The organism is Achromobacter sp. 18P8.1.1 (genome assembly GCF_057799415.1).
In genome coordinates, this window is record NZ_JBYOKH010000009.1 from 68,501 (window position 1) to 94,702 (window position 26,202).

A 26,202-nucleotide genomic window follows, 5' to 3' on the forward strand; every position below is an offset into this window, starting at 1 on the left:
ATACAAGGACTGGCGCGGCATCCAGCCGGAATTCGCCTCTGGAGGTCCGATTTCCTGTGTCAAGTTCAGGGTGACGCGCCGTTCTCCCCGGGATGGAGGCTTGCCTGCGGCTAGCGACGCGAGGCAACTGACGGGCACACGACGCCCGCCTGGTTCGGTATTGGCCATGCATGCCGAATACAGCTGACCAACGATGGTCGCTCTCGACCTACTCCGTTGTTGGCAACGGGCCGCTCCCGACCCTGAGCAGTCCTTCGACTCTCCCGAAAGCAGTCATTCGATTAGAGGCTCATCGAAAGGAAGAGACGCTTTCCTTGGCTCGTCGCTTCCCGAGCAAACTTAGTCAAAGCTTCAACAACCGGCTCGATGGCCGGACCATCGGCGCCCATGTGCACCATTTCGTCGTGTTTGGCCCAGACAGCCGATATGCCTGGAACGGCTTCTGGCTGCGCGGCTGAAAGCCTGCGCACAAAGTCCTCTGGGAACTCGAAGACCCATCGCTCTTGAGTGTGCGCACGAAGATGCTTTTCGCCTTCAAATTCTGTAGCGGTCGTTCCGCCGAGCGCGGACCATAGTCCGGCCAGCACCATGTTGTCCAAAGCTTTGAACTTCAAGATTGGCCAGTTGGCCGACTCGCCAGAGAGAATCGCGGGGATGTCTTCAGTCGAGGCAACCAGGATATCTGTAAGCATGTTCAGTGAGCCCTAATTTGTTCGGATGGTAGTGCCATCGCATTCGACCCGAAGTGCGATGTGCGCGCACGCTGACTGTGTCTGAATGGCGCCTACGTTTAGAGGGCAAGATAGCATCCGGCAAGCGACGGGCGCTATTCGCGCGGCGCGAGGGGTGTCAGATGCCCGCAACGCAAGCCGGCACTGCGATCCTCGCGAATAGCAATGCCCTGCGTGCACCTAAATTCGGGTACTACCCCTCTGGCACGAATAGCTCTTGAGTGCGTCTTGCACACCATACGGAGCCCGTTCGCCTGCGACCGTTCCTGGCCGGTAGCTGTCCCATGCGGATTTCCGCTTCCGCCCCAAAGCTGCCGTTCAAACTTCGCCGAGCAAGTCTGATTTGTAGCGGATGATCCTCCGGCATGTTTCTTCACGCGCTACTTCTTCGCGAGGAACGCCGCCACTAAGGCGTTTGCGTGACCGTGACCGATCTGGTGCTGCGTCTTTAGGCAGTTGACGAGTTCCATGTGTTTTAGCGGACCCGCATTCTGAAGAATGTCCATCCAATGCGTTATTGGCTTTTCATAAGTCTTTTCGATGGAAGGAAAGTAGGAGGCAGGTCCTTTTACCTTGGATGTCTCAACCATGGAATGCTCCGTCAATGGATGGAAGTGGGGTTCGTGCAAGGCCTGAGGCCAAAGCCTTGGTCCGGTATTCTGGCCGAGTTGCCTCCCCCTGCCTAGAGGACTATTTTTGACCGGATTCTGGCGCAGAAACGAAGGGCCGCTCCTGGCCAAAACCGGTCTTCAAAAAAATGGATTCGGTCCCAGAAGCGCATCTGCGCGATTTCGGAGGACGGGGTCCTGACGCGTGGATGAAGACGAATTATTCAAATCCCGGAACGGTCTGACTGCGGCCATTGAGTATCTGGCCGCAGAGTCGGGACGCCTGCGACTGGAAGCGGTGCGCCAGGATTGCGAGGCATTCGAGAAGGCTGCGCGGGCCGGTGTGCGTGCTTCGGGTGTGGCACGCCCGGGATGAGCACTGAGGATGGCTTAGCCACTGACTTACTCTGCCGTCACGTTATTCCCGCGACATGCCTGGGGAGACCGGACTCCTTGCTATATCGAACAGTGATTACATGTACTGAGATGGTATTCACCTGACACCGGCCCCAAGCCGGTGTTATCTCAAGCAGCCTCGGCCGGCACTTCATGCAGCGGCCCACGGGCCGCCGCCTGGGCGGCTGCTGTGCGTATCTTCTTCATCGGCATATCCATGATCGTTAGTCCTCATGATATGCCTCGCACACAAAATCACGGATAGGCCCAGGCGCCTACCATCAACCGCCATAGCATTGCGCGTAAGTAAAGTCGACCAAGCGCTTGTCTGAGGCATCCTGTGGCGTGGATGGCTCCACTTGGAAATGCCCGAACATATCGTCGTTGCAGATACTCACGTTCTTGCGCTGCGTACCTTCCTGCAATACGCAGGAGCCGCCAAAACTGTGATTACTCCCAGCGACGCCAACCGGTAGATCAATCAGCCGACTACAACCGATGATTCGGCCGTTTTGCTTCTGATGCGCCAACGATTGGTTGAACGATTCAACACGGGAGTTGGGATCACGAATCGACACAACATTAACGCATTCGCCACTAATGGTTTGGTTGCCCGGCAGCTTGCAGTCTGAGTACACCTCGCCATCGGCAATATGTTCCTCATTACGCGCTAGCATGGCGATGCGGGTTGTGTAGGCTTGCTGCAGGCAGGCGCTGTCTTGACAAATGTCACGAGCGTATTTAATCCAGTTGCGCTGTTCTTTAGTCAACTCTTTCTTGCCATAGGCATCGGTTGCGGCTAGTGCTGTTTCATAGGCCCCTCGCAATTTTCCATCCAGCGCGGATGTTTCGGCATCGCTACAGATCAACCTTTCCGTCGTGCCCACGGCCTTGTTGCAATCAAAACTAGCGGCTTGGGCACCAGTCCATAGCGTTGCAAGGCCCAACGTAAAGAGAAGCTTCATCGCAGGTGTACACCGTATCTTCAGTGCGTAAGCGGGTGGGCGTGTTGAATGCGGCTGGGTCATGATCCTATCTTCTCAAGTTGTATGTTGATGATGTCCTGCGTACAGCACAACACATCTCCCTCGTGACACGTCAAATCAGCTTAACCGAGCTAATGCACATCTCTGGTCTTGTGATCTTGTCGCTGGAGCATCAGAAGCATTCTTATTCCAATACCCGGCTCAGTTTTTACCAGATCTAAGCTGACGCCTGTGCCTTTATCAACTAAAGCGGCGGCTCCATCACAATCTTCTCGGATGAGCCATCGCTACTTTAAGCTGGGCCAGTTCGGTGGTTGAAAGTACCGGCCCCATGCCAGTCGAACGACTGGACCGAAACGGGGATGCGAAACGAGCGCCAAGGGCGTTGCCAGTCGCGTTGGCTGTGCATGATGTAGATGCGGCCGGAGGCGCGGTCGAAGCACGGCGTTGGGCTCGTCCAACTCCAGACGATCTGCGGCAGCATTGACTTATCGCCGAATAAATGACCTGGAGGGTGTTGGTGATTTCCGGAAGTGCATCATGGCCTGGCGGGAAAGAGATTTAAACTCAAGCCCAAGAGCAGCATATGGAGTGCATATGTACGACGTCGTCGGCGATATTCATGGCGAAGATCTAAAGCTTGAAGGTCTGCTCCGCCATCTGGGATATGTGCCGGCAGGGCGGGGCTATAAAGCTCCCCATGGTCGTCAGGCAGTATTCCTGGGCGACCTGGTGGATCGAGGGCAGGGGCAACGCCGGGTCCTGGAGATTGTCCGGGCCATGATGGATGACGGCCACGCCTTGCGCATCATGGGCAACCATGAATTCAACGCCATCGGCTACGCCACCGAAGATCCCCACAATCCTGGCGAGTTCCTGCGGCCGAATCGTGGCAATTCGGAGACGAGCCGCAAGAACCGAAAGCAACATCGGGCGTTCATTGAGCAGGTTGGAGAGGGCAGCCCGGAGCACGCTGCCTGGGTTGCCTGGTTCCGGCAATTGCCGCCTTGCCTGGATTTGGGCGGCATTCGCGTCGCGCACGCCTGTTGGGACGACGGCGCGGTCAACGCCCTGGCTGATGCCGGATGGACGCCCGGCAAGTCACTTGACGATACCGTGCTGCTGGCCACTCATCAAGACGGCTCGGATCTGGAGCGAGCCAGGAAGCTGGTCACATCAGGGATGGTGCTGGCGTTGCCTGCGGGCCGCTACATCGAGGACAAGGAGGGGCACCGTCATCATGAGGTGCGGCTGGCCAATTGGCGCGATTGGGCGAGTGCTTTGCATGAGGTCGCCTTGGTTCCCGCGGGTCAAGAGGAGCAGATTCGCGGCTTGGCCTTGCCTGAGAGCTTCAACCGGACTCCCATTGCCGGTGCGCCTATTTTCATCGGCCATCACTGGTTCAAGGGGCAGCCCAGGATCGAGAGCGGGAAGCTTGCCTGCTTGGACTGGTCGGCGGCTGCCGGAGGGCCGTTGGTGGCTTACCGCTGGGATGGGGAAGACGTGCTGTCTAACGAAAACCTGGTCTGGGAAAGAGGATAAAGCCGTCGAGAAATTCGCTGCGAACCGGATTGACCTCATCTTTCTTGATGAGCGGCGTAGCCGAGTGATCTCAATTCTAGCGGGGCCGTCCGTGAATGGCCTTCATTAACGTCGCTGATCAAAATCCCAAGTTAGGTGACATTTTTTGAGCAAAATCCCAACTTGAATGACGCAATGGGACCAACGTCAATGACGAACTTTTCATAACTTATTGATTTGGCGGTGATGTCATTCCCAAGCGCGCTGAACTTCGACACCGGATTTCACCTCTGGAGGTCCGATTCCCTGTGTCAAGTTCAGGGTGACGCGCGGCTCTCCCCCGAATGGAGCCGTTGCCCGCTGCTGGCGACGCGAGGCGCCTGAGCGGCACATGACGTCCGCCTGGTTCGGTATTGGCCATGCAGGGCTGGCACACCTGCCCAATGATGGTTGCTCTCGACCCACTCCGTTGTTGCAACGGCCGCTTGCGACCCGAAGCGGACTGGGCGTAGCAAATGCGCCGCCAGCCCCTGACCTAGCCGGTTCAGGCGAACAGCGGGCTACAGGAACCCGATCCATCTGCCCGCGACCAGGCAGCCAGTCCATAGCAGCAGCGAGACGGCGGCCTGGCAGCGCAGCGCGCTGGATGGGCGGCCTCCCTGTAAAACCTGCCCCCATGCTCCGCCCCGGCGCACGAGCCAGGCGTTGATCGCGCCCGCGCCCAGCAAGCCCATCTTCATCACGAATGCCGGATTCTGCAGATATTCCTGCGGACGCACGGTGAACAGCGTGGCGCCGGTCAGTACGGCCAGAGCCAGGCCGAGCGCGGCTGTCCTCGCCAGCACGGGCGCCAGGAATGCCAAGGAAGTGGGCTTGAGGGCGCCGAGGAGGCGCAAGTCCAGCGGAACGATCGAACCGATCAACAGGCCGATGGCACCGATATGAGCGGCGTTGACCAAAAGGTAGAGCGTTGCGGACCGTCGCAGCCACAGCGCTGGCGGCAGGGCCGTAAGCTGTTCCAGTGCCAACCGAAGCAGTTCGGGCATGGCTGAAGGCCGTGGGGCTCAGGGTTTCTTGATGCGGCTGGGATAGATGTCGTAGGTCTTGCCGCCCACCATGACCTGGACGGCCTTCATGCGCTTGTTGCTGGCGTCCTGGTCGCGGTTGCCGATGGCGGTGATGGGGTCGCCCGGCTTGGCCGACCCCTCGACGAAGCCCGCTTCCTTCGTCTGGGCGGGATTGCCGAGTTCGACCACCCAGACACCGTCGTCGGCTCGCACCCTCAAAGTGGGATGAGGCGGCGCGACCTGAACCTGCTCAACCGTGCCTTGCAAGGTCATCTGTTCGGATTCCGCCCACGACCACCCGTGATGCGCCAGGGCCGGGGGGGCGACTGCCGACAGCGCGGATAGCGCCAGCCCTGCCAATAACGCGCGTTTAGATAGCTTCATGTCGATGCTCCTGGGTTGCGGTCAGGCTGACGCCATGGCACGGCGCTGCGGCGGGGCGGCCAGTGAGCCAAGCATAGCAGCGGTACAGCGGTTCCTGCCACGGCGGGCACCTCCGGGAGGAGGTGAAGCGGAGGCTCGTGCAAGGTTGGCTGGCATTCGCGGGCGGGTTGACGTGGTGGTGGCGCCGCCGGGTACGCCGACTGGTGCTGAAGGCGTTCGCTTGATTGTGAAAGCAGAAGGCCCATGGGATGGCATGGGCCTTCTGCTTTTTGCCTTAGAACCGGTACATCGCCTGTAGTTGGAAGGCTTGTCCCGACACGTTGCCGGTGTCGAACAACCGATCATAGCTGGCGGTGAGGTCCATTGCCTTGCTGACGGGCAACGTCATGCCCAGGCCGGCCGAGAACATGCCGCGCGTGGGCGCCACACCGGGCAGCGTAAAGCCCGTGCCGTCGCTTGCCGTGGCGCGGAAGCCGCGGTTCGTGTCCAGCGTTTCATAGGCGTAGCCGACTTGAACCTGGACGACGGCCTGCTTGTCCGCCTTCATGCTGAAAGGAAGTCCCACGACCAGTTGCGCGTAGGGTTGCAGGCTGTTGAAATCCTGCGCGTTGACGTCCAGGTTCTGGCGGGTCGAGCCCGTTTCGCTGAAGCGCTCGGCGTGGAAGTACTGGTAGCGCAGGCCGAGACGCGGCGTGACCGTGACCGGGCCCGCGGCCAGGGGCAGGCTGGCTTGCAGGCCGGCGGTGATTTCCTGGCCCGCGGAGTCGTCCCGGGCTTTGCCAAGACCGGCGAAAGAGCGGCGCGACTGAAGGAAATCGTAGGCGGCGCCCACCGTCGCGGCGATGTTCACGGCGCCCAGGCGGCGGCTGCCGTAGCCGGCGATGCGCAGGGTGTCGATCTTGCCGCTGGCTTCGTCTTCGGTGACGTCGACATGGCTGTAGCCGCCCGCGATGCCCAGCGTCCAGTCGCCGACTTGCTGATCCAAACCGGCCAGGAAGCCGTAATGGCTATCCTTGTAGCTGGGCGCATTGTCGTCGCCGCGCACGTGGACGGTGTTGGAGACGATCTGGGCCCATGCCTGGCGACTGGGGCGCGCGCAATTGGCGGCGGACGAGGCTTCGGCGCAATCCTGGCCCAGGCGCGAGAGCAGCGTGTCGTTCACGCGCTGGCCTTCGCGCAGGGCGGCCGAGGCGACGGCGCCGAAGATGGTGGCGTTGGTGGGAGCGATGACGACAGTGCCACCGCCCGTGTTGCCGCCGTCGCCGCTGCCGGCGGCCAGGCTGAGGGTGCTGCCGTCGGCCAGGTTCTGCACGCTCTGCGCCAGTTCGGCCGGCGCGTTGCTGGTGACGCTGGCGAACCGGCCGGTCACGCTCGTCGCGTCGACAATGCGGTAGGACGTCGCGCTATAGGTGCCGGGACCATACAGCACATTCAGGGTGCCGCCCAGTGTCGCGGTGCCGCCTACTTTCAGTTGCGATGCGGTGGTAGGGCTGACGTCGATGAACAGGGTGCCCGTGGAGGACTGCGTGTAGTTGCCGTTGATTGTCAGCGTGCCGATGGAGCCGCCGGGGCGCACGATACCGTTGTTGATGACGTTGCCGCCAATGGAGCCGTGGCCGCGCAGCGTGCCCGCGCTGCCGACGGCAACGTCTCCCAGAATGCTGGCGGTGGAATGGTCGGCATCGCCGATTTCCAGCGTGCCTGCTTCCACCGACGTGCCGCCGGAGTAGGTGTTCACGCCGTTCAGGATCAACATGCCGCCGCCGGTCTTGGCCAGCGCACCGCTGCCCTTGAGCTCCGAATCGATGATGGCCGTGGCGTTGGCGTCGACTTCGATGGCTGAGGTGGCCGCTGCCAGGCCGACGGGGCCGCCGGTCACGCGGTAGCCATCGGTGGAAAACTGCATGCCTGTGACGTTGATCGGGCCATGGCTGGTATCCACGGTCACGGTGCCCGCCGTCGCGCCGAAGACGGGGCGCACATCGGTCTGGTCGAGCGAGCCGTTGGTCGTGCCGTCGGTCGTGGTCCAGTTCGTGCCGTTCGCCGTCCACGTGCCGGAGCCGCCGGCAATCGTGCCGTCGGCCACGGTGTTGGCGCCGTCCCAGTAATGGCGGCGGGCGTCGGCGGCCAACGTCACGGTCAGCGCGCCGTTGACGTCGCTCAGACGGGCGAGCAGGCCGTTGTTGGTGGAGACGAAGGCCGTGTTGTTGCCGTATGTGCTGGAGCCTGTCGGTCGCACGACCGCGTAGGTCTGGCCCTCCGCCAATCCGGTACCGTTCAGGCTGATCGCGGCATTGTTGATGGCTGCCGTGCCATTCACGGTCAGGTATCCATGGCTGGCCGGGTTGGCGACGGCGAATGCCAGCCCGCCGCCTGTCTGCGAGTAGTTGCCCGTGACGGTGATGGGGTTGTTGATTCGAAGGGTCGCGCCGCTGTTGATGACGGAACGGCCCACCGCGGCGATGTCGTCGTTCAGCAGCAGGTTGCCGCCCGAAAACACCAGGTTCGCGCCCGTCACCTTGATGAGACCTTTGTCGGCCCCGCCCAGGCCGCCGCTCGCGCCGGTGAGGGTGCCGACGACGGTGCCGCTGCCGCCTGCGATGGCGAGAGGAATGGTGCTGGCGGAGGTCAGGTCGCCCGCGATGAGACCGCTGTTGGCGATCGTACCGATCGCGCTGTTGCTATCGATCTGGATCGCCGCACTCCGGCCGGTGATGGTGCCGCTATTGTTGATCAGGCCCACGGTACTGGCGCGCGAAAGGTAGATGCCGGCATCGAACGATCCGCCCATGGCACTGCTGGGCGCGCCCACGATCAGGCCCGTGTTGGTGATGGTGCCGACCGTGCTGGCATCCATGAAGATGCCTGCGATGTCGCCCGAGATGGTTCCGGAATTGGTGAGTGTGCCCACCCGCCCGTTGTCCTGCGCCAGCAAGCCGAGCTGGCCCACGATGTGCCCGCCGTTCTCCAGCGTTTCGATGGCGCCGTTTTCGGTGACCACACCGAAACCCTGAAGCAAACCGCCGATGTTGGCGCTTTGCAAGGTGCCGTAGTTGGTCAAGCTGGTGATCGTTCCGCCGTCGTTCCAGATCCCCGCAATAGTCCCTCCGAAGGTACTGTTGCTGGAGATCATCCCGGAATTGCTGAGCGCGGCGATGGTGCCCTCGTTGAAAAGCCCAGCACGTGCCCCGGCGAGGGTGGCGCCGGTGGTGTTGACCACGCGGGTGATGCTTGCGCCGCTGGAGTTCACGATGCCCGCTACGGTGACGCCCGTTCCGGTGGATGAGAGCAAAACGTTGTTGGTCACTTCATACAAAATGGCGTCGTTCTGCAGGCCGGCCAGCGTGCCAACGATGGTGCCGAAGTTCTCCAGCGTGGCGCCGGGGTTGGTGATGGAGGCGTGCAAACCGATGTTTTCGCCGGAAATGATGCCGACGTTGTTGACCTTAAGGTTACTTTGCGTCCAATCGATGCAATTGACTTGGCCTACGACGGTCGTGTTGCCCGGGAAGTCAACAGCGACGCACGCCGCTGCATGGGCCATGCCGGGAAGCAGGCTGGCGGCCACGAAAGAAACACCCGACAGAAGTTGCATCGAGCGGGCAGGGGGCGCCGTCGAGCCGGCCCACGCGGATGCCTTGGAAAAGAAGTTGGTACGTTTTTTTCGGTTTTTCAGCTTCAAGGCAAGCTCCCGCCTGGGGCGATGTCATGGGGTGTCTGGCGGCAACCGGAGAAGCAATGGGCAATCCACGCTGCAGGCGCCAGGGTACGAGGTCAGACTGGCGGCCGTTCGGTACGCGCACGATCGCACCTTGCACGTTACCGGCGAAGGCGGATTTTCAAAGAGCGCAACAAGGGTGAATCTCGGGCTTAATTTCGCTTGGCGCGGTCGGCGCGCCGGCTTGGCCAATGGCTGAACCCGGCTGTTCAGGCCTCAGTCCCCGGGAAGCGCCTTGCCAGGGCCTGGCCGACCTCGTGCAGGACCGTCTTCCAGTCGCCTGGCGTGTGCTGGCGGAAAAGCCGCAGCGACGGATACCAGGGCGTGTCGGACCGGCGCAACAACCAGCGCCAGTCAGGCAGGAAGGGCAGCATTACCCAGGCGGGGCGATTCAACCCGCCCGCCAGATGCGCGGGTGACGAGTCGACTGAGATGAGCAGGTCGGCCAAGGACAGGATGGCTGCGGTGTCCTCGAAATCGGTGATCTCCGTGTCCAGCGCCACGATGTTCATGCCGGGCGGCGCCGCGGCAGCCTGGGCTGCGGCAGGGCCTTTCTGGATGGCGAGATACGTTATGCCCGGCAAGGCGAGCGGCGCCAGGTCCGCCAGGGCAAGAGAGCGGTTGGCGTCGTTGGAATGCGTGGGTCTGCCGGCCCAGGCCAGCGCCACCCAAGGCCGCGGCAAGCCGGCAAGCCGCTGCCGCCATTTCTCCACCCGGGCCGCATCGGCCGACAGGTATGCGACCTGGCAAGGCAGGTCGGCCATGCGCAGGCCAATCGCCATGGGCAGGGACATCAACTCGCAGTGCTCGTCGAACGGCGGCGGGACCTGGCCGCGCGGGAAGGCGTCCGAGCCGACGAGTCGCTGGGCGATCGGCAACAGGTCGGGATGCACTTCCAGCACGACACGAGCGCCGCTGCGGTCCCGGGCCGCACTGACCAGGCGTATGAATTGCAGCGTGTCGCCGTAGCCCTGTTCGTCATGGATGAGCAGTGTCTGGCCGGCGATGCGGCCTCCGCCCCAGCGCGGCCGCTGCACCTTGCGGTCCATGGCGGCGGTGTGGGACAGACTGTAGCGCCAGCGGTATTCAGACCAGCCGCGTTCGAAATCCCCTTGCAGGAGGAGCGTCTCGGCAAGATCGAAGCGTGCGGACAGGTCGCCCGGCATGGCCGTGGCGAGCATCGTCTGGATTTCGGTCGCTTCCTCGATGCGTCCCTGATGCTTGACCGCAAGCCCGAGCAGCCGCCACAGCGCGGTGGGTGCGCCGCGCGGATCGATGTTTGCGCGGAGCAGGCGTTCGGCTTCGGCGTACTGCCGTTGCGTTAGCAACCTGCTGGCTTGGCGAGCCAGTTCCTGCGCCGCTGCATTCGGCGGGGCGCACTCCGTGCGCAGGCGCGCCCGAAGTTCCTGCGCCTTGGGATGGGCCGGCGCGAAGGCCTGCAGCGCCTCAAGCCAGCGCAGCGCCTCTTGCGGCCGCGACCGTGCGGCTTCGATGCCGGCGAGATTGAGGTAGGCGTTGGCCAGGTGTGGGTTGCATTCGATGGCGCGTTGGCCGGCGATTGCGGCCGCGTCATGGTCGCCCAACTCGCCCAGCACGAAAGCGAGGTTGCTGTGGGCTTCTGCATAGTCGGCCCGGAGTGCCAGCGCCTGGACATACTGCTCGTGCGCATCATGCAGGCGGTTCATGCCCGCGTATGAGTTACCGAGGTTGTTGCGCGCCTCCGGACTGTGCGGCTGCATCTGTACCACCCGCTCGAGGCAACCGGCGCTTTCGATGTGGCGCCCGGCCTCCTGCAGGATGATGCCGAGGTTGTTCCACGCCATGACCAGCCCGGGATCACGCGCAGTGGCATGCCGCGCCGCTGCCTCGCCCTCTGCGAGCAGGCCCTGTTGACGGCAGATCTCGGCGAAGTTGCCGAAATAGACCGCCGGCGCGGAGGCTGTCCGGCATGCCTGCCGCAGCAGATCAAGCGCTAGCGCCGGTTTGCCGTAGGCGTGCGCGATCAAGCCCAGCAGGTGCGAGGCATCGGCCTGCCCGGGCGATGCGGCGAGGATCCGGCGGCACAGCGCCTCGGCCTGGTTGGCCTGGCCGGCGTTCCAGTGGGCGTGCGCCTGCTGCATGGCCTCACGCAGGGAAAGCGGCTTGCCTGCCTGCGGTTTTGGGGGTGCGGGCTTGTGGGCCATGAAAATACCAGCGGCCGCCGCTACGGCCGCCCTGGATGAAAACGAGGAGGGGGGATTCTAGTTGTTCCCTGGGTGCGCGCCATGCCGGTTGCCGGCCAGCATGTGGGACGGGGCGCATGCGCGGCTGGACGTGGGCGCGGTAGCTGCGGTGGGCGCGAGCATCCTGCCCGGAGCGATGGCACACGAAATCTGCCAAGGATGCCTTGTTTCCAAGGGGGCGTGAGCGAAGCCACCTTCTACAACTGGAAGAAGAAATTCGGGGGGATTGGGCCCTCGGAGCTGCGACGACTTTGCCAGCTTGACGAGGAATGCAATCGACTCGAGCGCCTAGTCGCGGACCTGTCGTTGGACAAGGCGTTCGCCAGTATTTTTCTGACTTGTAAAAGAAAGTTGCAAAATGGTATGGTGTCGCGCCGGGCTGGCGCCCGCCACATCGTTGCCGTCACCGCCCTGGGGCGTTCCGCGTCGCGGACGCCCCGCATCATTTGCAGCTTCGTTCGGAGGAGCAGGCCTTGAATCACGTGTACCGCCTGGTATGGAACCGCGCTATGCGCATGTGGCAGCCTGTGTCTGAGCTGGCGGCTCAGCCGCGCGGCGGCGCTGCGCCGACGGCGGTGTACGCGCCAGTGCGGTGGCGATTGCGCGCGGTGGCCGCGGCCTTGGGGCTGGGGCTGGCCGGGTGGGGGGCCGCGGCGCAGGCGGGCTGTTCCTCGGTAAGCCTCATGGTTACGTGCTCCGGGGCGGCCAATCCGCTGTTGCCGACTTACGCCAGCGTGTTGGACGGTGTGACTCTGACGCTCAACCCGGGCGCCGAAGTGGGCACGTTGCTGGGCATCGGCGGCACGGCCATGGAGCTGTCGGGCAGAAATGTGTCCGTAACCAATAACGGCAAGATCGACGTGTACGCATTGGGCACCGGCCTTGGCGTGCTGTCTTCGGGCCTGGTCATGGGTCCGCCGGAAGCGACAACGGCGGGATTTGGCACCTATGAGGTCGAGAACAAGGCAACCGGCCTGATTCGTGGTTCGAGCCACGACACCTACTTTTCGCAAGCGGCTAACCTGACGGGAATGGCGCTGTCCATCCACAACGGCCTGGGCGGGGTGACCAATGTCACCAACAATGGAACCATCGATATGAAGGCGCTGGCCGGCGGCTCCCGCCTCAGCGCGGATATGGCGGCCGTGGCGATCTATGGCGGCGGCGTGGCCACCTTCACCAACGGCATCGGCGGCACCATCAACGGCCGCGTCGCCTTTGAATCGGCCGGCGCGTTCCTGGGCAATCGCTTCACCAATGCTGGCGTCATCAACGGCAGCGTGTCGATGGGGGCGAACAGCAAGAACGCCTTTATTGCCGAGTCGGGTTCGTCGATTAGCGCGCAGGGCCTGACCACCGGGACCATCTCCATCACCGTGGTGCCGGGCCTGCTCTTTGCAAAGCCGGGCACGGTGGATGGCGGGGCGGGTGGCACTAATTCACTGACGTTCGCCGATACGGCCAACCGGGGCCTGACGACCAGCGTCGCCGCCGGCACGTACCTGAATTTCAACCGTCTGACCGTCACTGGCGGCACCTGGAGCCTGTCGGGCGGTCCGCTGATGTCCGCCGGCAGCAGCATTGCGCTCAATGGCGGCACGGTGCTCGTTGACACCAGCGGCGGGTTGGGCATCGGCGCGATCAATGCCGGGGGCGGCAGCATCGGCGCGTCCGCCGCCGGAGTGTCGATGGGCAACACCTTCACGCTGGGCGACGGCGGCCTGACCGCGGGTGGAACCAACGACCTCACGCTGTCCGGCGTGTTGACGGGCACCGGTCCGTTGAAGGTCGCGGCTACCGGAACCGTCACCCTGACAGGCGCCAACAACTACACCGGCAGCACCACGGTCGTCGCAGGAGCGACGCTGAAGGGCGATAGCACCAGCCTGCAAGGCGCTATCGACAATAGTGGCACGGTGGTCTTTTCCAGCGCGGCAAACGGCACCTATACGGGCGCGCTGTCTGGCTCAGGCGACCTGACCAAGCAAGGGACCGGCGTCCTGACGATCGCCGGTTCGCTCAGCCACCAGGGCGCCACGGCCATCGAGGCCGGCACCCTGCGGGTTGCTCAGGGCGGGATACTGAGCGGGCTGTCACGGCTGACATTGAGCCCGAACGCGGTGTTGGACATGTCGAACAGCACCAATCAGACCGTCAATGGCCTGTCCGGCACGGGTGGCTCGGTGTTGTTGGGCGCCAATAAGCTGAACCTCCAGAACCTGAGCGCCGAGACCTTCGGCGGCGTGATCGAAGGCACGGGCGGGATGATCAAGAGCGGACGCCAGAGGCAGACCCTGACTGGCGCCAATACCTTCACCGGCGGTGTGGACATCCAGGCCGGCACGCTGGCGCTGGGCGTGGGCGGCAGCCTGGCGGCCGGTTCCACCGTGAAGGTCGGGGCTGATGGCGAGTTCGACATCTCGGCCGCGGCAAATACCGCACTGGGCACGCTGAACGGCGCCGCAGGCGGCCGCGTGACCTTGGGGGCCAACATGCTGACGCTTGGCGCGGGCACCTACGACGGTGCGATCACCGGCATCGGCGGCTTGACCAAAAACACGACCGCCGCGCTGACCTTGAACGGCGTCAATACCTATTCCGGCGCGACCCAGCTGAACGCGGGCGCCTTATGGGTAGGCGGCACGTCCGCCGACGCCGGCGCGCGGCTGCTCAGCTCGGTGACGGTGGCTAGCGGCGCGTCGCTCGGCGGTTTTGGCCAGGTGACCGGCGACGTGACCGTGCGGTCCGGCGGCAGCCTGGCCCCCGGCGCCTCGGGCGGCACCTTCACCGTCAATGGCAACCTGACGCTGGCGGAGGGCAGCCAGATGGACTATTCGCTTGGCGCGCCGGGCAGCTCGGGTGCAGCGGGCGCCGGCCACAGCGTGCAGGTCAACGGTGATCTGGCCCTGAACGGCACCCAGCTCAATATCCACGACGCGGGCGGCTACGGCGCCGGCCTGTACCGCCTGTTCGACTACACCGGCTCGCTGCTCCAGGCCAACGGCGGCATCACCGGTCTGTCGGCTGGACAGACCTTACAGATCTTGACCCTATCCAGGCAGATCAACCTGATCAATTCGGCAGGCCTGACGCTCAATATCTGGAACGCCGACCGTACGGCCACGTCGTCGCAGCTGGGCGGCGGGTCCGGCATCTGGTCCAGGAACTATTTCAACTGGACGGATGCCGCGGCGACTTTGACTTCGACGTTTTCGCCGGTCAATGGGTTCGCGATCTTTGGCGGCACGGCGGGCACGGTCACCGTGGATTCCGCCGCAGGCGCCATCATGGCCAATGGCGTGCAATTCGCCAGCGACGGCTACCGCCTGAATGGTGACGCGCTCAACCTGGTGGCGCCGCCGTGGGGGGCATTGAGCGAGTTGCGCGTGGGCAATGGTAGCGCTCAATCGGCAAACTGGACTGCGACGCTCGACAACGTAGTGGCTGGCAACGGCGTCAACAAGACGGGCCTGGGCACGCTGGTGCTGACGGGCGCCAACCTCTACGCGCAGACGCGCCTATCCGCGGGCACGCTGTCAGTGTCGACGGACGCCAACCTCGGCGCGGCGTCGGGCGGTTTGGACTTCCAGGGCGGCACGCTGCGCATTACCGGCACCGCCTTCCAGAACACGGCCCGCGCGATCTCGCTGGGCGGGGGCGGCGGCGGGCTGGACATCGCCGATGCGGGCAACACCTTCACGGTGGCGCAATCCTTGTCGGGCAATGGCGGTCTGGCAAAGCTGGGCGCGGGCACGCTGGTGCTGACCGGCGCCAACACCTACCTGGGCACGACCACGGTGGCCGGTGGCAGGCTGCAAGTGGGCGACGGCGCCACCGCTGGCAGCATTACCGGCAACGCCGACATCCAGCCCGGCGGCACGCTGGCGTTCAAGCGCAGCGACCGCGTGGTCTACGGCGGCGCGATTTCGGGATCGGGCGACCTGCGCCAGGAAGGCAGCGGCACGCTGGTGCTGACAGGCGACAGTACGTTTACGGGCACTACCAACATCGCCTCGGGCTCGCTGGAGGTCGGCGACGGCGCCAATCACGGCACGCTGGGCGGCACCGTCATCAACAACGGCCGCCTGGTGTTCAACCGAGCCACCGATTCGGTGTTCGCGGGGGTGTTCGTTGGTACGGGCGCGGTGTCCAAGCTGGGGACGGGCACGCTGGCGCTGACCGGCGACAGCCGTGCCTACACCGGCACCACTACCTTGTCGGCCGGTGGCTTGCAGGTCGACGGCAAGCTGGGCGGTACGCTAGTTGCGACCACAAAGGGCACCACGGTGTCCGGCATCGGGTCGTTGAAAGATCTGACGGTGGGGGCGGGCGTCACGTTGGCGCCCGGCAACGCCGCGACGCCGCTTGGCCGCTTGAGCGTGCTGGGCAACCTGACCATGGCGCCGGGCGCGTCGTATCGCGTGGCTGCGTTGGCAGACGGCCAGCACAGCGGCGTCAACGTCACGGGTACTGCCCACGTGGCAGGAACAGTGCTGCACGTGGGGCAGAACGGCGCTTATGCGCCGTCCACCACATACACCATTTTGACGGCTGGCGGCGGCTTGCTGGGCCGGTTTGATTCGGTCTCCAGCGACTTTGCCTTCCTGGCGCCGTCGCTGGCCTACGGCAGCAACCAGGTGGATCTAACGGTGCAGCTCAAGCAGGTGCCTGATAACGGCAACGGCGGCGGCAACGGCAATGGCGGCGGCACGCGCCCGATTGAATTCGCCGATGCCGCCTTCACCGGCAACCAGCGTTCAGTGGCGCGTGCGTTGCAAAGCCTGCCTGCGGACAGCGCGCTGTACCGACGTGTGCTGAACCTGCCCAACGGCGCGCCGGCCGACGTGTTCAATGGCCTGTCTGGCGAGGCGCACGCGACCACGGTGTCGGTGGCGCAGGGCGTGGCCAACAGCTTTGTGCAGATCCCGATGAATCGCTTGCGCGCCAACCTGGGGGCGGGCATGTTGCCCGGCGTGCCCACGGCCCAGCTGGGCCTGGGCAACGCCGCCGCCTTGCCGCAATCGGCCGCGCAGCCTTTATGGGCACAGGTTTTCGGCAACTGGAGCTCGCTGGGCGGCAACGGCAATGCCGCTCGCACCACGCAGAGCGACAGCGGCGTGTCGGCAGGCGGCGACGTGGCCGTGGGCGGCGGCTGGCGCCTGGGCGGCGCGGTCGGCTATTCCAACAGCCGCAGCCGGACCGGCGACCGCGCGTCCAGTTCGCAGGCCGACAGCTATAGCCTGACGGTCTACGGCGGCAAGGCGTTCGATGCCGGCAGCGCCAAGCTCAACCTGAGCCTGGGCGCGTCCTACACCTGGCACGACATAAAGACGCAGCGCTACGCCGACGCCGCAGGTTTGCCCCAGACGCTGAAGGCCGACTACGACGGCAACACGTCCCAAGTGTTCGGCGAACTTGGCTATGCCATGCCGCTGACCGACCGCGTCACGCTTGAACCCTTCGTTGGCGCCGGCTTCAGCAGCCTGCGCACCCGAGCCTTCACCGAGTCCGGCGGCGACGCCGCATTGCGCGGGGAGGCCGGCCGCAACAACGTCACCACTGCTACGGTGGGCTTGCACGCCCGCAGCGCCTTTGAAAGCGCGGGTGCCCAGGGCCAGTTGATCGGCACGCTGGGCTGGCGCCACGCCTTTGGCGATGTCGATCCGGCCAGCACGATGTCGTTCGTGCAGGGCAGCGAGTCCTTCACCACCAACGGCGTGCCGATCGCACCCGACGCCGCACTGGTGGAGCTGGGTGTGAACATGGCCGTCAGCAAGCGCACCACGGTGGGTGTGATCTACGGCGGGCAGTTCGGCGAAGGTAACCAGCAGCACTCGGGTACGCTGGACGTGCGGTACCGGTTCTGATCGGGGCCGGGGGGGACGCAGACCCGCCCCGGCCGCCCTGACGAGAACCGTGAAGCCCAAGCGATGCTTGGGATTTCTCTCAATCAAGCTTGGAGTGCCCAAGGAGTGTCAGACTGCAATACCATAGACATCCGATCCGAGGAAACCGACATGACATCGCAGCCACAACGCTTCCTGGATCATCTTGCCGCTCACGGCTGGACGGTGCTGCGGACGGCGCCCAACTCGACGTCGGCGGCCGCGCCGGGCGATGCGCATGGCTATGGCGCTTTCCTGGCGGCATTCACTGACCTGCACAACGCAAACCAGACACGCTGGTTCCTGAGCACGGCTGACCATGACGGCACTGCGGACAGCGCCTTTTCCTGGCACACCCTGCGCGATATCAGCCTGGATGCCGCGCTGGACGACGCCGGCCGGCAGGTGGTCCTGGACTTCTGGCAACAGCACACGCCGATCTACATGAGCGTTGCCGGCGATTACGAATTTCTGGCGATAGAACGCGACTCGGGCCGCATCGTGCACGGCATCGAGCCGGAATTCGAGGACACCCGCGAGGTCGCCCCGAGCCTCGCGGCCCTGTTCGAAGACATGATTGCCGGCCGCGCCACGGCAGCGCTACTGGCTTGATTGCGTCTAACCGTGCACTGGTGGGCGGAAGTGTGTCCACTTCGCGCCCACCAGGCGAATCTTCATGCTGGTTGTGCTGTGGGCTCGGATAGCTTCTCTCCGTGCGGGCGGATCTTGAACCAAATCGCATACATGGCCGGCAGGAACACCAGTGTCAGAATCGTTCCCGCGAACGTACCGCCGATCAGCGTGTAGGCCAGCGTGCCCCAGAACACTGAGTGGGTCAGCGGAATGAAGGCCAGAATCGCGGCCAAGGCCGTCAATATCACCGGCCTTGCACGCTGAACCGTGGCTTCGACGACCGCGTTGAATGGACTCAATCCCTCCTGCTCGTTGTGGTGGATCTGTCCGATCAGGATCAGCGTGTTGCGCATCAGGATGCCCGACAGGGCGATCAGGCCGACCAGGGCATTGATGCCGAACGGCTGCTGGAACAGTAGCAGAGTCGGAACCACCCCGATCAAGCCGAGCGGACTGGTCGCAAACACCATGACCATTGCCGCTATCGAGCGTACCTGCAGAATGATAATAAGCAAGGTGAGCGCGATCATGATCGGGAACAGCGGCAACATCGCCGTGGTGGCTTTGTTGGCTTCCTCGATCGAGCCGGCCTGCTCGATGCGGTAGCCGGGAGGAAGACTTTCGATGATGGGTTGCAACTGCTTCAGCACAGCCATGGAAGCGTCCGGGGGCTGCAGACCCTCAGCGATGTCGCCGCGCACGGTGATTGTGGGCATGCGATCACGGCGTCGCAGGATGGGATCTTCCATGCGCACATTGACGCTGCCCACCTGGGACAGCGGGATGCGCTGTCCCGCTGATCCGACCAGCGTGAAGGCGCCGATCTTCGCAGGATCGAGGCGAACGTCACCCGCCGCGCGGCCGACCACCTGCACCGAACGGATATCTTCGCGCACTTGCGTCAGCGGCACCCCGCTGAGCAAGAACTGCAACTGCAGGGCGACCGAGCTGGAAGTCAGGCCGACGGCGTTGAGCCGATCTTGGTCGAGGGTGAAGGACAGGCTGGGCACGCGCGGCCCCCAGTCGGTATTGACCGTGCGCATCATCGGGCTGGCGCTCATGACGCCCACGACTTCCGCGGCAATGGCCCGCAGCTTGTCCGGATCTGGCCCCATGACGCGGTAGGCCACGGGGAACGGCGAAGGCGGGCCGAAGACGATCTGGGTGACGCGCACCTGCGCCTCGGGCGCCAGTCCATCCGCCACCGCCTGGCGCAGGCGGAACTTCAGCGCCTCGCGTTCCTTGTCATTGCCCGCGAGCACCACGATCTTGGCGAACGATGGGTCGGGCAACTCAGGTGCCATCGCCAGGAAAAAGCGCGGCGCGCCCTGGCCGATGTAGGACGTCACGATCCGCGCATCTTCCTGCTTCGCCAGCCAGGCTTCGACCTTTGCCGTGGTGGCGCTGGTCTGCTCGATCGAGGTGCCGTAAGGCATCTGTATCTCGACCAGCACCTCCGGCCGGTCCGAAGTCGGGAAGAACTGCTTCTTGACCACACCCATTCCGACGGCGGCCAGCATGAACAAGCCGACGACCGCTCCGGCCACCAGCCACTTGCGTGCGATAACGCGCCCGAGCAGCTGTCGGAAGCGGTTGTAGTGGCGGGTGTTATAGATGGCATCGTGCCCGCCTTCCACCTTCTTGATGTCTGGCAGTAGCTTCACGCCCAGATACGGGGTGAACACCACCGCCACCACCCAAGAGGCGATCAGGGCGACACCGACGATCCAGAACATGTTGCTGGTGTATTCACCGGCCGTGGAGCGCGCGAAGCCATTGGGCATGAAACCGATGGCCGTGACCAGGGTGCCCGAAAGCATCGGGGCCGCCGTGTGGCTCCAGGCGTAGGCCGATGCGGCCACGCGGCTGTAGCCTTCCTCCATCTTCACTACCATCATTTCGATGGCGATGATGGCATCGTCCACCAGCAGGCCCAACGCCAGGATTAGCGAACCAAGTGTGATGCGATCAAAGTTCTTGCCGCTCGCCGCCATGATGATGAATACGGCTGCCAGGGTCAGCGGCACGGCGGCCGCAACGACGATGCCGACACGCCAGCCCATGCTGACAAAGCACACCAACATCACCACGAGTAAGGCGACGAAGAACTTGACCATGAACTCGTCCACCGCCGAGCTGATGTTGACAGCCTGATCGGTTACCTTGGCCAAAGTCATGCCCAGGGGCATCGCCGCGTTGATCTTGATGACTTCCGCCTCAAGCGCCTTGCCCAGATCGAGACCGTTCCAGTCGTCGCGCATGACGACGCCTAACAGCAATGCCGGCTCGCCGCCGTTGCGCACCAGGAAGGTCGAAGGGTCTTCATAGCCCCGCTCGACGGTCGCCACATCCGACAGCTTTAGCGTGCGGCCCTGGGCGACGATCGGGGTCTGTCGAATCTTCTCCAGGTTGTCGAACGCCCCGTCGACGCGCAGGTAGACCTGCGGCCCCCTAGTTTCGATGGAGCCTGCCGGGGTTAGCACGTTCTGGCTGTTGAGTGCGGCGAAGATGTCTTGCGCCGTGACGCCGACGGTGGCCAAGCGGTCGTGGGAGAAGGACACAAAAATGCGTTCGGGCTGCTCCCCAATGATGTTGACCTTCTTCACCCCAGGCACGTGCAGCAGCTGTTGGCGCAGCGCTTCCGCCTCACGCACCAGCAGCCGTTGTGGCTCGCCCTTGGCCTTGAGGGCAAAGAGCGCGAACGTCACGTCGGCGTATTCGTCATTGACGATCGGCCCGATGACGCCGGCAGGCAACCGCTGCGCCTCGTCGCTCAGCTTTTTGCGGGCCTGGTAGAACTCCTCTTGCACGTCCGCAGGCGGCGTGGCGTCGAGCAAAGACACCATGGTGAATGCCAGCCCGGGGCGCGTGAATGTCTCGGAGCGGTCGTACCACCGTAGTTCCTGCAGGCGCTTTTCCAGTGGCTCGGCGACCTGATCCTGCATTTCCTGCGCGGTTGCGCCCGGCCAGGCGGTGACGACCGTCATCTGCTTGATCGTGAACGGTGGATCTTCCGCGCGCCCCAGTCCAAGGAACGCCAGAACGCCCGCCACGGAAATCAGCAACAGCAGGAACAGTGTGATCGATCGCTCGCGCACCGCGAGCGCCGAAAGATTGAAACGTCCCTCGCTCATGGCCGATCTCCGGCCGCCACCGTTGCGCCTCGTCCCAGCGGCCTGACGATCTCGCCCTCACGCAGCAAGTGCGCGCCCAGCGATACCACCTGCTCGCCAACCTTGAGATCGCCCGTCACCCGCGCCGTTTCGTCCGTCAGACTGAGCACCTTAACGGAGCGCCAGACGGCTTTTGCAGGCTCTCCTTCAATTTTCCAGACGCCCGGCCCCTTGCCCGGATCGAACAATGCGCCGATCGGGACTTGCAGCGATGGCGAGGTTTGCGTGCCCTCTAGGATGTCAACGGTGACGGTGGCCCCCAAAGGCGCTTGGGACAACGCACCTTCAAGTACATAACGGGCCTCGTAGGTGCGGGTGACGCGATCCGCCGCGTCGGACAGCTGCCGCAGTTTCGCCGCCACTGAGGTCTGCCCGTTGCCGTACAACCTGGCTTGCGCGGACGAGCCTAGGGACGGACGCAACGTCTCGGGCAGGTGCACGATGGCCTCACGCTGGCCTGCTCGCGCCAGACGCACGACCGGCTGCCCGGCAGCCACCACTTGCCCCGGCTCAGCAAGCGTCTCTACCACCACACCATCGACATCGGCCAGCAAAACAGCGTAGCTCGACGCGTTCTTCGCCACGTCGGCCTGCGCTTCGGCAGCCTTGAGTTGAGCCCGAGCCGAGTCGGCGGCGGCTTTTATTTGATCGTAGGCCGACGCCGATACAGCGCCTTCCGCGACCAGATCGCGATAGCGTGCTTCGTCGTCGGCCGTTTGCTTGGCGCGCGCCCGAGCCGCGGTTACCGCCTCCTGTTGCGCACGGGCCTGCAGCCCCAGGTCATTCGGATCCATCCGCATGAGAGGCTGACCGCGCTTGACGGCCTGCCCGGTATCGACGAGGCGCTCAGAAACCTTGCCCGCTACGCGAAAACCCAGGTCGCTTTGAACCCGGGCTGCCACGATGCCCGTGAACGAACGCGACGCGGCGGCTGCGTTTTCGACGGCACCGATCCTGACTAGCGGGGCCTCTGTACGTGGATCAGAGGTGGGACTTTCACCACATGCCGCGAGGGCAAGGGGCAACAGACAAATGGCATACGAAGCAAGCTGGCGCCGAAGCATGGGAACCCGTCCTGACGAAATAGGTTGCCCATTTTAATCAAGTGACTAAATCAGTCAATAGTCACAACGCATTCGATTAGGGGGTCAGACTACGCAATATCAGGTTGGATAACTGAGTCGTGGCTTCGTCGACATTGTCTAAATTGTGCTGCAACAACAACGGATTGATATACGGGCGCATGACTAAAAAGATGGCATTCGCCGTCTCGTCCAGTGGGGTCTTGCGCTCGAAATCGCCCGACTCGCGACCGTTGCGAACGATCTGCAAGACTACCCCTCTGAGGTGCTCTTCGTAGCCGCGTGTGGAAGGCCAAGCTTCACCTGCCGAAGTCTTGGCTATTTCGTAGAGCTTGCGATCCTGGAAGAACAATTGGCTACCAGATTCCACCAGCGTCTTAAACGTGCGGCGAAGCTGCTCGGGTGCAGAGGGCGTGCCGGCTACGGCCTCATCAATGGCCGCCACGATCGTGCTCAGGCGATTGGCGCAGATGACCTCGCCAATTGCCTGCTTGGAGTCAAAGAATTTATAGATGTAGGCCTTGGAAAAGCCGATCGCCTTGGCCAGATCGGAGACGGTGGTCTTTTCGTAGCCATAGTGGCCGAAATACTCGGTAGCCGCTTCGACAATTTGATTTCGGACATCGTGTTCCGAAGGCCCGCGAAGCTGGGGCGCAGAAGAGGGTGTCTTGGTCATGGCACGAGCTTACCTCGTGGGATGATCATTGACAACGAGTGACCATTTCGTATTATAGTCACAGCAATCTGAACTCCCCGAGGATCGCCATGTCGCCCCGTCGCTCTATTGTTGTTTTGCTACTCGTCAGCGTGGCGACTGGTTGTGCAGTCGGGCCCGACTATCAGCGGCCTGAGGCGCCGTTGCCGCAGCGCTACATGGGGCAGGGCACAACTGAACGCGGTCACAACGTGTCTGCGGCGGAATTGGCGACATGGTGGCAGGGATTCAACGACCCCCTGCTTACGCGTTTTGTGTCATTGGCGCTTGAGGAGAACCTGGATTTGGCGCAGGCGTCCGCTCGTGTCAGCCAAGCGCGTGCCGGGCTTGGGGCAGCCAACGCGGCTTTGCTCCCGTCGGGGAGCCTCAGCGGATCGGCCGCTCGCGCCTATCAGTCGGTGGAAACTCCGTTGGGCCAGGTGGTAAATGCCACGCCTGGATATAACCGCTGGGGCAATGCCTACGAGGCCAACCTGGGAGCAAGCTGGGAAGCGGACGTATTTGGCGGTCGACGGCGTGACCTGGAAGCGGCACTGGCCGACTACCAAGCTTCGCAGGCGGGTGCCGTGGCCACGCGCTTGGCCGTAGCCGCCCAGGCGGCGGATATCTACATCACTATCCGGGGCTTGCAGGCCCGCCTTGATATTGCCAAGCGGCAGGTCAAGACTCAGCAGGACCTGCTGGCGAAAGTCCAACTGCTTTACGACAAGGGGCTGGCTGCCGACTACCAGGTACGGCAAGCGGAAGGAGAACTGGCGCAGGTGCGAGCGACCATTCCCGTGCTCCAGGCGGGCCTGGACGCGGGCATGAATGCCCTGGACGTGATGCTCGCCGCCCCGCCGGGCACGCATCGGGCTGAACTCGAGGCCGTCGCGCCGATTCCCGCGATTCCACGGATCGCCGAGATGGGGACGCCGGCGGATCTGCTCCAGCGGCGCCCTGATCTAATCGTGGCCGAACGCCGGCTTGCCGCGGCAAACGCCCGAATCGGTGAAGCGATTGCCGAGTATTACCCGAAGTTCTCGTTGAGCGGCTTGCTGGGAAGTGCCACAGTGATCTCCAGCGGCAACTTGTTCTCCAGCGGCGCGAGTCAGACGTCGGGCATGCTGGGGCTGCGGTGGCGCCTTTTCGATTTCGGCCGCATCAATGCGCAGATCGATCTCGCCCAGGGGCGGGATGCCGAGGCACTGGCCGCGTACCGTCAAGCGGTACTGCGCGCTACCGAGGATGTCGAGAATGCACTTTCGGCATTGTTCAATCGGGGAGAGCAGGCCGCGATGCTGGCGCAAGGCGAAGCATCGCTTTCCCGTGCCCAGGCGTCCTCGTTCGCGGCCTATCAGCGTGGAACCGCCAGCCTGATCGATGTGCTGCGCGCCGACGAAACTCTTTTGCAAGTGTCGGATGCCAGAGCGCAGGCACAAACTGAATCAGCGCGTGCTGCCGTTGCTGCGTTCAAGGCGCTTGGCGGCGGTTGGCAGCCGATGTCGCCCGAAGCAAGCGTGCCGCGGACTCCGTCATTCCTTCCTGTACGCCAGGTAGTCCTGATGGATCCCGATATGGTCGGCGATGTAGCGGGCGTCGTGCCAAACCCCCCATATGAATGAGGAACTGCGGTTGGTGAGGTTGGGCAGGCCTAAGAAGTAGATGCCTTTTTCGGCCGAGATGCCGCGCTTGTGGATGGGGTAGCCCTTTTCGTCGAAGGTGTCGACATCGATCCAGCTGAAGTCGACCTTGAAGCCGGTTGCCCACAGGATGGTCTTGATGCCGGCCTCGGCCAGGTTCAGGCTGAGGATGGGGTAGGTGAGGCACTCCGGGTCGGGCAGCAGTTTCCAGGCGTCGGGCTCGGGCGGAAGGTCCAGGCCATTCTGCTCGATGTAGGCGTCGGCTTCGCGCAGGACCTCGAAGTAGTCGGCATCGCCCTGGGCGACATCGCGGCCGAGGTTGTCGGCGAAGTGCAGCACCCCGTTTTCGTAGGAGGTCGTGATGCCTACCAATTGGATGCCGTCGCGGGCAAGGCGCCGGAAGTCGACGGTCTTGCCGTTCTCGTAGCCGCTTACGGCGAAGGCGACGTGTTCGCGCTTGGGCTTTTTCTTGACTTCGTCCCACATGCCCAACGCACCCAGCCACCAGCAGTAATCGCGTTCGCGGTAGGAGCGGGGGGGGCGGTAGTGTTCGCCCACGGACAGGTAGACGGTGCGGCCGGCCTGGCGGAGCTCTTCGGCGATCTGCGAACCGGAGGCGCCCGCGCCGACGACGAGCACGGCGCCGTCGGCCAATTGCCCCGGGTTCTTGTAGGCCGAGGAATGAAGCTGCTGGATGCCGGCGCTTTCCGGCACGATTTTCGGATAGGTGGGGACCTGGAAGGGGCCAGTCGCGGCGACCACGTGCTGGGCTTCGATGGTGCCTGCGGAGGTGGTGACGGTGAAGCCCGGACGCTTCTCGTTGCGCTGGACGCGCAGGACTTCGACGCCGGTGCGCACCGGCGCATTGAGCATCTTGGCGTAGTCTTCAAAGTACTGGGCCATGCGCTCCTTGGGCGGGAAGACATCGGGTCCGACGTCATCGAACTTCAAGCCGGGAAAGCGGTCGTGCCAGGCGGGGCCGTTGGCCACCAGCGAGTCCCAGCGTTCGGAGCGCCAGCGTTCGGCGATCCGCTTGCGTTCGAGCACGATATGCGCAATCCCCATGGCGCCGAGGTGCTCGCTCATTGCGATGCCGGCCTGGCCGGCGCCGATCACCAGCGTATTGGTTTTTTCAATTGACATGTGAAGATCCTAAGAAATACCGAGACCCTGGTGCGTCTCGAGGCTGACACGACGATCAAGGACAAGAAAGCCGGCGAACCGCGTGCACGATCAGGGTGCGCGCTGAACGATTGGCACGCAGTGTGACCCCGAAGCCCTAAGTTGATAACTTCGTTTTTCGGACGGCTGACTTAGGAAAAAGCAAAGGTGTCTGTTTAGCGGGGCGGCAAGCGCCGACGCGCTTGCGCCGTCGTGATTTCTTTTTTCCGATGGCCCCCATCAGCATCGGCAACGCACTGGAAACAGGGCTTTACCGTATTCTTGACTGCACCAGAAA

Annotated in this window: 16 protein-coding genes and 1 pseudogene; 5 read left to right on the forward strand and 12 right to left on the reverse strand. The window is 63.6% G+C overall.

Annotated elements, in window-relative coordinates; translation table 11 throughout:
• Positions 1-281 precede the first annotated feature (281 nt).
• The 3 genes from AC27VE_RS08575 to AC27VE_RS08585 all read right to left on the reverse strand — a co-directional run bounded on the left by AC27VE_RS08575 (position 282) and on the right by AC27VE_RS08585 (position 2,763).
• Positions 282-692: a hypothetical protein gene (locus AC27VE_RS08575; protein ID WP_488703588.1), complete on the reverse strand. Its 411-nt coding sequence runs from the start codon at positions 690-692 to the stop codon at positions 282-284.
• A 419-nt stretch (positions 693-1,111) separates the two neighbouring features.
• Complete coding sequence (locus AC27VE_RS08580) at positions 1,112-1,321, reverse strand: DUF4287 domain-containing protein (protein WP_183012118.1); 210 nt, start codon at positions 1,319-1,321, stop codon at positions 1,112-1,114.
• A 695-nt stretch (positions 1,322-2,016) separates the two neighbouring features.
• Positions 2,017-2,763 carry a lysozyme inhibitor LprI family protein gene (locus tag AC27VE_RS08585; protein ID WP_488703589.1) on the reverse strand — a complete coding sequence of 249 codons (747 nt, stop codon included), beginning with the start codon at positions 2,761-2,763 and terminating at the stop codon, positions 2,017-2,019.
• A gap of 555 nt (positions 2,764-3,318) precedes the next feature.
• Here AC27VE_RS08585 and AC27VE_RS08590 point away from each other — a divergent pair.
• Complete coding sequence (locus AC27VE_RS08590) at positions 3,319-4,263, forward strand: metallophosphoesterase (protein ID WP_488703590.1); 945 nt, start codon at positions 3,319-3,321, stop codon at positions 4,261-4,263.
• A gap of 539 nt (positions 4,264-4,802) precedes the next feature.
• Here AC27VE_RS08590 and AC27VE_RS08595 read toward each other — a convergent pair.
• The 4 genes from AC27VE_RS08595 to AC27VE_RS08610 all read right to left on the reverse strand — a co-directional run bounded on the left by AC27VE_RS08595 (position 4,803) and on the right by AC27VE_RS08610 (position 11,594).
• Positions 4,803-5,288 carry a DUF6644 family protein gene (locus tag AC27VE_RS08595; protein ID WP_488703591.1) on the reverse strand — a complete coding sequence of 162 codons (486 nt, stop codon included), beginning with the start codon at positions 5,286-5,288 and terminating at the stop codon, positions 4,803-4,805.
• A gap of 18 nt (positions 5,289-5,306) precedes the next feature.
• Positions 5,307-5,693, reverse strand: coding sequence for a DUF6152 family protein (locus AC27VE_RS08600; RefSeq protein WP_488703592.1), 387 nt, complete (start codon positions 5,691-5,693; stop codon positions 5,307-5,309).
• 274 nt (positions 5,694-5,967) lie between these two features.
• The gene (locus AC27VE_RS08605) at positions 5,968-9,288 is read right to left on the reverse strand and encodes an autotransporter outer membrane beta-barrel domain-containing protein (RefSeq protein WP_488703593.1); all 3,321 of its coding nucleotides are present in this window, start codon (positions 9,286-9,288) and stop codon (positions 5,968-5,970) included.
• A 332-nt stretch (positions 9,289-9,620) separates the two neighbouring features.
• Positions 9,621-11,594 (reverse strand): tetratricopeptide repeat protein, encoded by a 1,974-nt coding sequence (locus tag AC27VE_RS08610; RefSeq protein ID WP_488703594.1) that lies wholly within the window; start codon positions 11,592-11,594, stop codon positions 9,621-9,623.
• A 204-nt stretch (positions 11,595-11,798) separates the two neighbouring features.
• Between AC27VE_RS08610 and AC27VE_RS08615 the strand changes: the two are divergent.
• Positions 11,799-11,952: pseudogene (locus tag AC27VE_RS08615) on the forward strand (transposase); the annotation flags it as partial.
• A gap of 225 nt (positions 11,953-12,177) precedes the next feature.
• On the opposite strand, the gene AC27VE_RS08620 reads toward AC27VE_RS08615, so the two are convergent.
• Positions 12,178-12,318 (reverse strand): hypothetical protein, encoded by a 141-nt coding sequence (locus tag AC27VE_RS08620; RefSeq protein WP_488703627.1) that lies wholly within the window; start codon positions 12,316-12,318, stop codon positions 12,178-12,180.
• Here AC27VE_RS08620 and AC27VE_RS08625 point away from each other — a divergent pair.
• Both AC27VE_RS08625 and AC27VE_RS08630 read left to right on the forward strand, forming a co-directional pair.
• Positions 12,317-17,500 (forward strand): autotransporter domain-containing protein, encoded by a 5,184-nt coding sequence (locus AC27VE_RS08625; RefSeq protein WP_488703625.1) that lies wholly within the window; start codon positions 12,317-12,319, stop codon positions 17,498-17,500. The two genes, AC27VE_RS08620 and AC27VE_RS08625, sit on opposite strands and share 2 nt — an antisense overlap.
• 150 nt (positions 17,501-17,650) lie before the next feature.
• Complete coding sequence (locus AC27VE_RS08630) at positions 17,651-18,130, forward strand: hypothetical protein (protein ID WP_488703595.1); 480 nt, start codon at positions 17,651-17,653, stop codon at positions 18,128-18,130.
• Between the two features lie 62 nt (positions 18,131-18,192).
• Here the strand turns inward: AC27VE_RS08630 and AC27VE_RS08635 are convergent, their stop codons facing one another.
• The 3 genes from AC27VE_RS08635 to AC27VE_RS08645 all read right to left on the reverse strand — a co-directional run bounded on the left by AC27VE_RS08635 (position 18,193) and on the right by AC27VE_RS08645 (position 23,082).
• Positions 18,193-21,285 (reverse strand): efflux RND transporter permease subunit, encoded by a 3,093-nt coding sequence (locus tag AC27VE_RS08635; protein WP_488703596.1) that lies wholly within the window; start codon positions 21,283-21,285, stop codon positions 18,193-18,195.
• Positions 21,282-22,388 carry an efflux RND transporter periplasmic adaptor subunit gene (locus tag AC27VE_RS08640; RefSeq protein WP_488703597.1) on the reverse strand — a complete coding sequence of 369 codons (1,107 nt, stop codon included), beginning with the start codon at positions 22,386-22,388 and terminating at the stop codon, positions 21,282-21,284. The genes AC27VE_RS08635 and AC27VE_RS08640 overlap by 4 nt, the downstream gene beginning before the upstream one ends.
• Before the next feature lie 76 nt (positions 22,389-22,464).
• Positions 22,465-23,082, reverse strand: a complete 618-nt coding sequence (locus AC27VE_RS08645) for a TetR/AcrR family transcriptional regulator (RefSeq protein ID WP_488703598.1) — start codon at positions 23,080-23,082, stop codon at positions 22,465-22,467.
• Positions 23,083-23,171: 89 nt separating this feature from the next.
• Here AC27VE_RS08645 and AC27VE_RS08650 point away from each other — a divergent pair, with 89 nt between their 5' ends.
• Positions 23,172-24,725 carry an efflux transporter outer membrane subunit gene (locus tag AC27VE_RS08650; protein ID WP_488703599.1) on the forward strand — a complete coding sequence of 518 codons (1,554 nt, stop codon included), beginning with the start codon at positions 23,172-23,174 and terminating at the stop codon, positions 24,723-24,725.
• On the opposite strand, the gene AC27VE_RS08655 is transcribed toward AC27VE_RS08650, so the two are convergent.
• The gene (locus AC27VE_RS08655) at positions 24,636-25,886 is read right to left on the reverse strand and encodes a flavin-containing monooxygenase (RefSeq protein ID WP_488703600.1); all 1,251 of its coding nucleotides are present in this window, start codon (positions 25,884-25,886) and stop codon (positions 24,636-24,638) included. The two genes, AC27VE_RS08650 and AC27VE_RS08655, sit on opposite strands and share 90 nt — an antisense overlap.
• Positions 25,887-26,202 lie beyond the last annotated feature (316 nt).

Excerpts from the sequence above, each read along its gene's own strand:
- AC27VE_RS08575 (WP_488703588.1), bottom strand. The coding sequence starts at position 692 with ATGCTTACAGATATCCTGGTTGCCTCGACTGAAGACATCCCCGCGATT.
- AC27VE_RS08580 (WP_183012118.1), bottom strand. The coding sequence starts at position 1,321 with ATGGTTGAGACATCCAAGGTAAAAGGACCTGCCTCCTACTTTCCTTCC.
- AC27VE_RS08585 (WP_488703589.1), bottom strand. The coding sequence starts at position 2,763 with ATGACCCAGCCGCATTCAACACGCCCACCCGCTTACGCACTGAAGATA.
- AC27VE_RS08590 (WP_488703590.1), top strand. The coding sequence starts at position 3,319 with ATGTACGACGTCGTCGGCGATATTCATGGCGAAGATCTAAAGCTTGAA.
- AC27VE_RS08595 (WP_488703591.1), bottom strand. The coding sequence starts at position 5,288 with ATGCCCGAACTGCTTCGGTTGGCACTGGAACAGCTTACGGCCCTGCCG.
- AC27VE_RS08600 (WP_488703592.1), bottom strand. The coding sequence starts at position 5,693 with ATGAAGCTATCTAAACGCGCGTTATTGGCAGGGCTGGCGCTATCCGCG.
- AC27VE_RS08605 (WP_488703593.1), bottom strand. The coding sequence starts at position 9,288 with ATGCAACTTCTGTCGGGTGTTTCTTTCGTGGCCGCCAGCCTGCTTCCC.
- AC27VE_RS08610 (WP_488703594.1), bottom strand. The coding sequence starts at position 11,594 with ATGGCCCACAAGCCCGCACCCCCAAAACCGCAGGCAGGCAAGCCGCTT.
- AC27VE_RS08625 (WP_488703625.1), top strand. The coding sequence starts at position 12,317 with ATGGTTACGTGCTCCGGGGCGGCCAATCCGCTGTTGCCGACTTACGCC.
- AC27VE_RS08620 (WP_488703627.1), bottom strand. The coding sequence starts at position 12,318 with ATGAGGCTTACCGAGGAACAGCCCGCCTGCGCCGCGGCCCCCCACCCG.
- AC27VE_RS08630 (WP_488703595.1), top strand. The coding sequence starts at position 17,651 with ATGACATCGCAGCCACAACGCTTCCTGGATCATCTTGCCGCTCACGGC.
- AC27VE_RS08635 (WP_488703596.1), bottom strand. The coding sequence starts at position 21,285 with ATGAGCGAGGGACGTTTCAATCTTTCGGCGCTCGCGGTGCGCGAGCGA.
- AC27VE_RS08640 (WP_488703597.1), bottom strand. The coding sequence starts at position 22,388 with ATGCTTCGGCGCCAGCTTGCTTCGTATGCCATTTGTCTGTTGCCCCTT.
- AC27VE_RS08645 (WP_488703598.1), bottom strand. The coding sequence starts at position 23,082 with ATGACCAAGACACCCTCTTCTGCGCCCCAGCTTCGCGGGCCTTCGGAA.
- AC27VE_RS08650 (WP_488703599.1), top strand. The coding sequence starts at position 23,172 with ATGTCGCCCCGTCGCTCTATTGTTGTTTTGCTACTCGTCAGCGTGGCG.
- AC27VE_RS08655 (WP_488703600.1), bottom strand. The coding sequence starts at position 25,886 with ATGTCAATTGAAAAAACCAATACGCTGGTGATCGGCGCCGGCCAGGCC.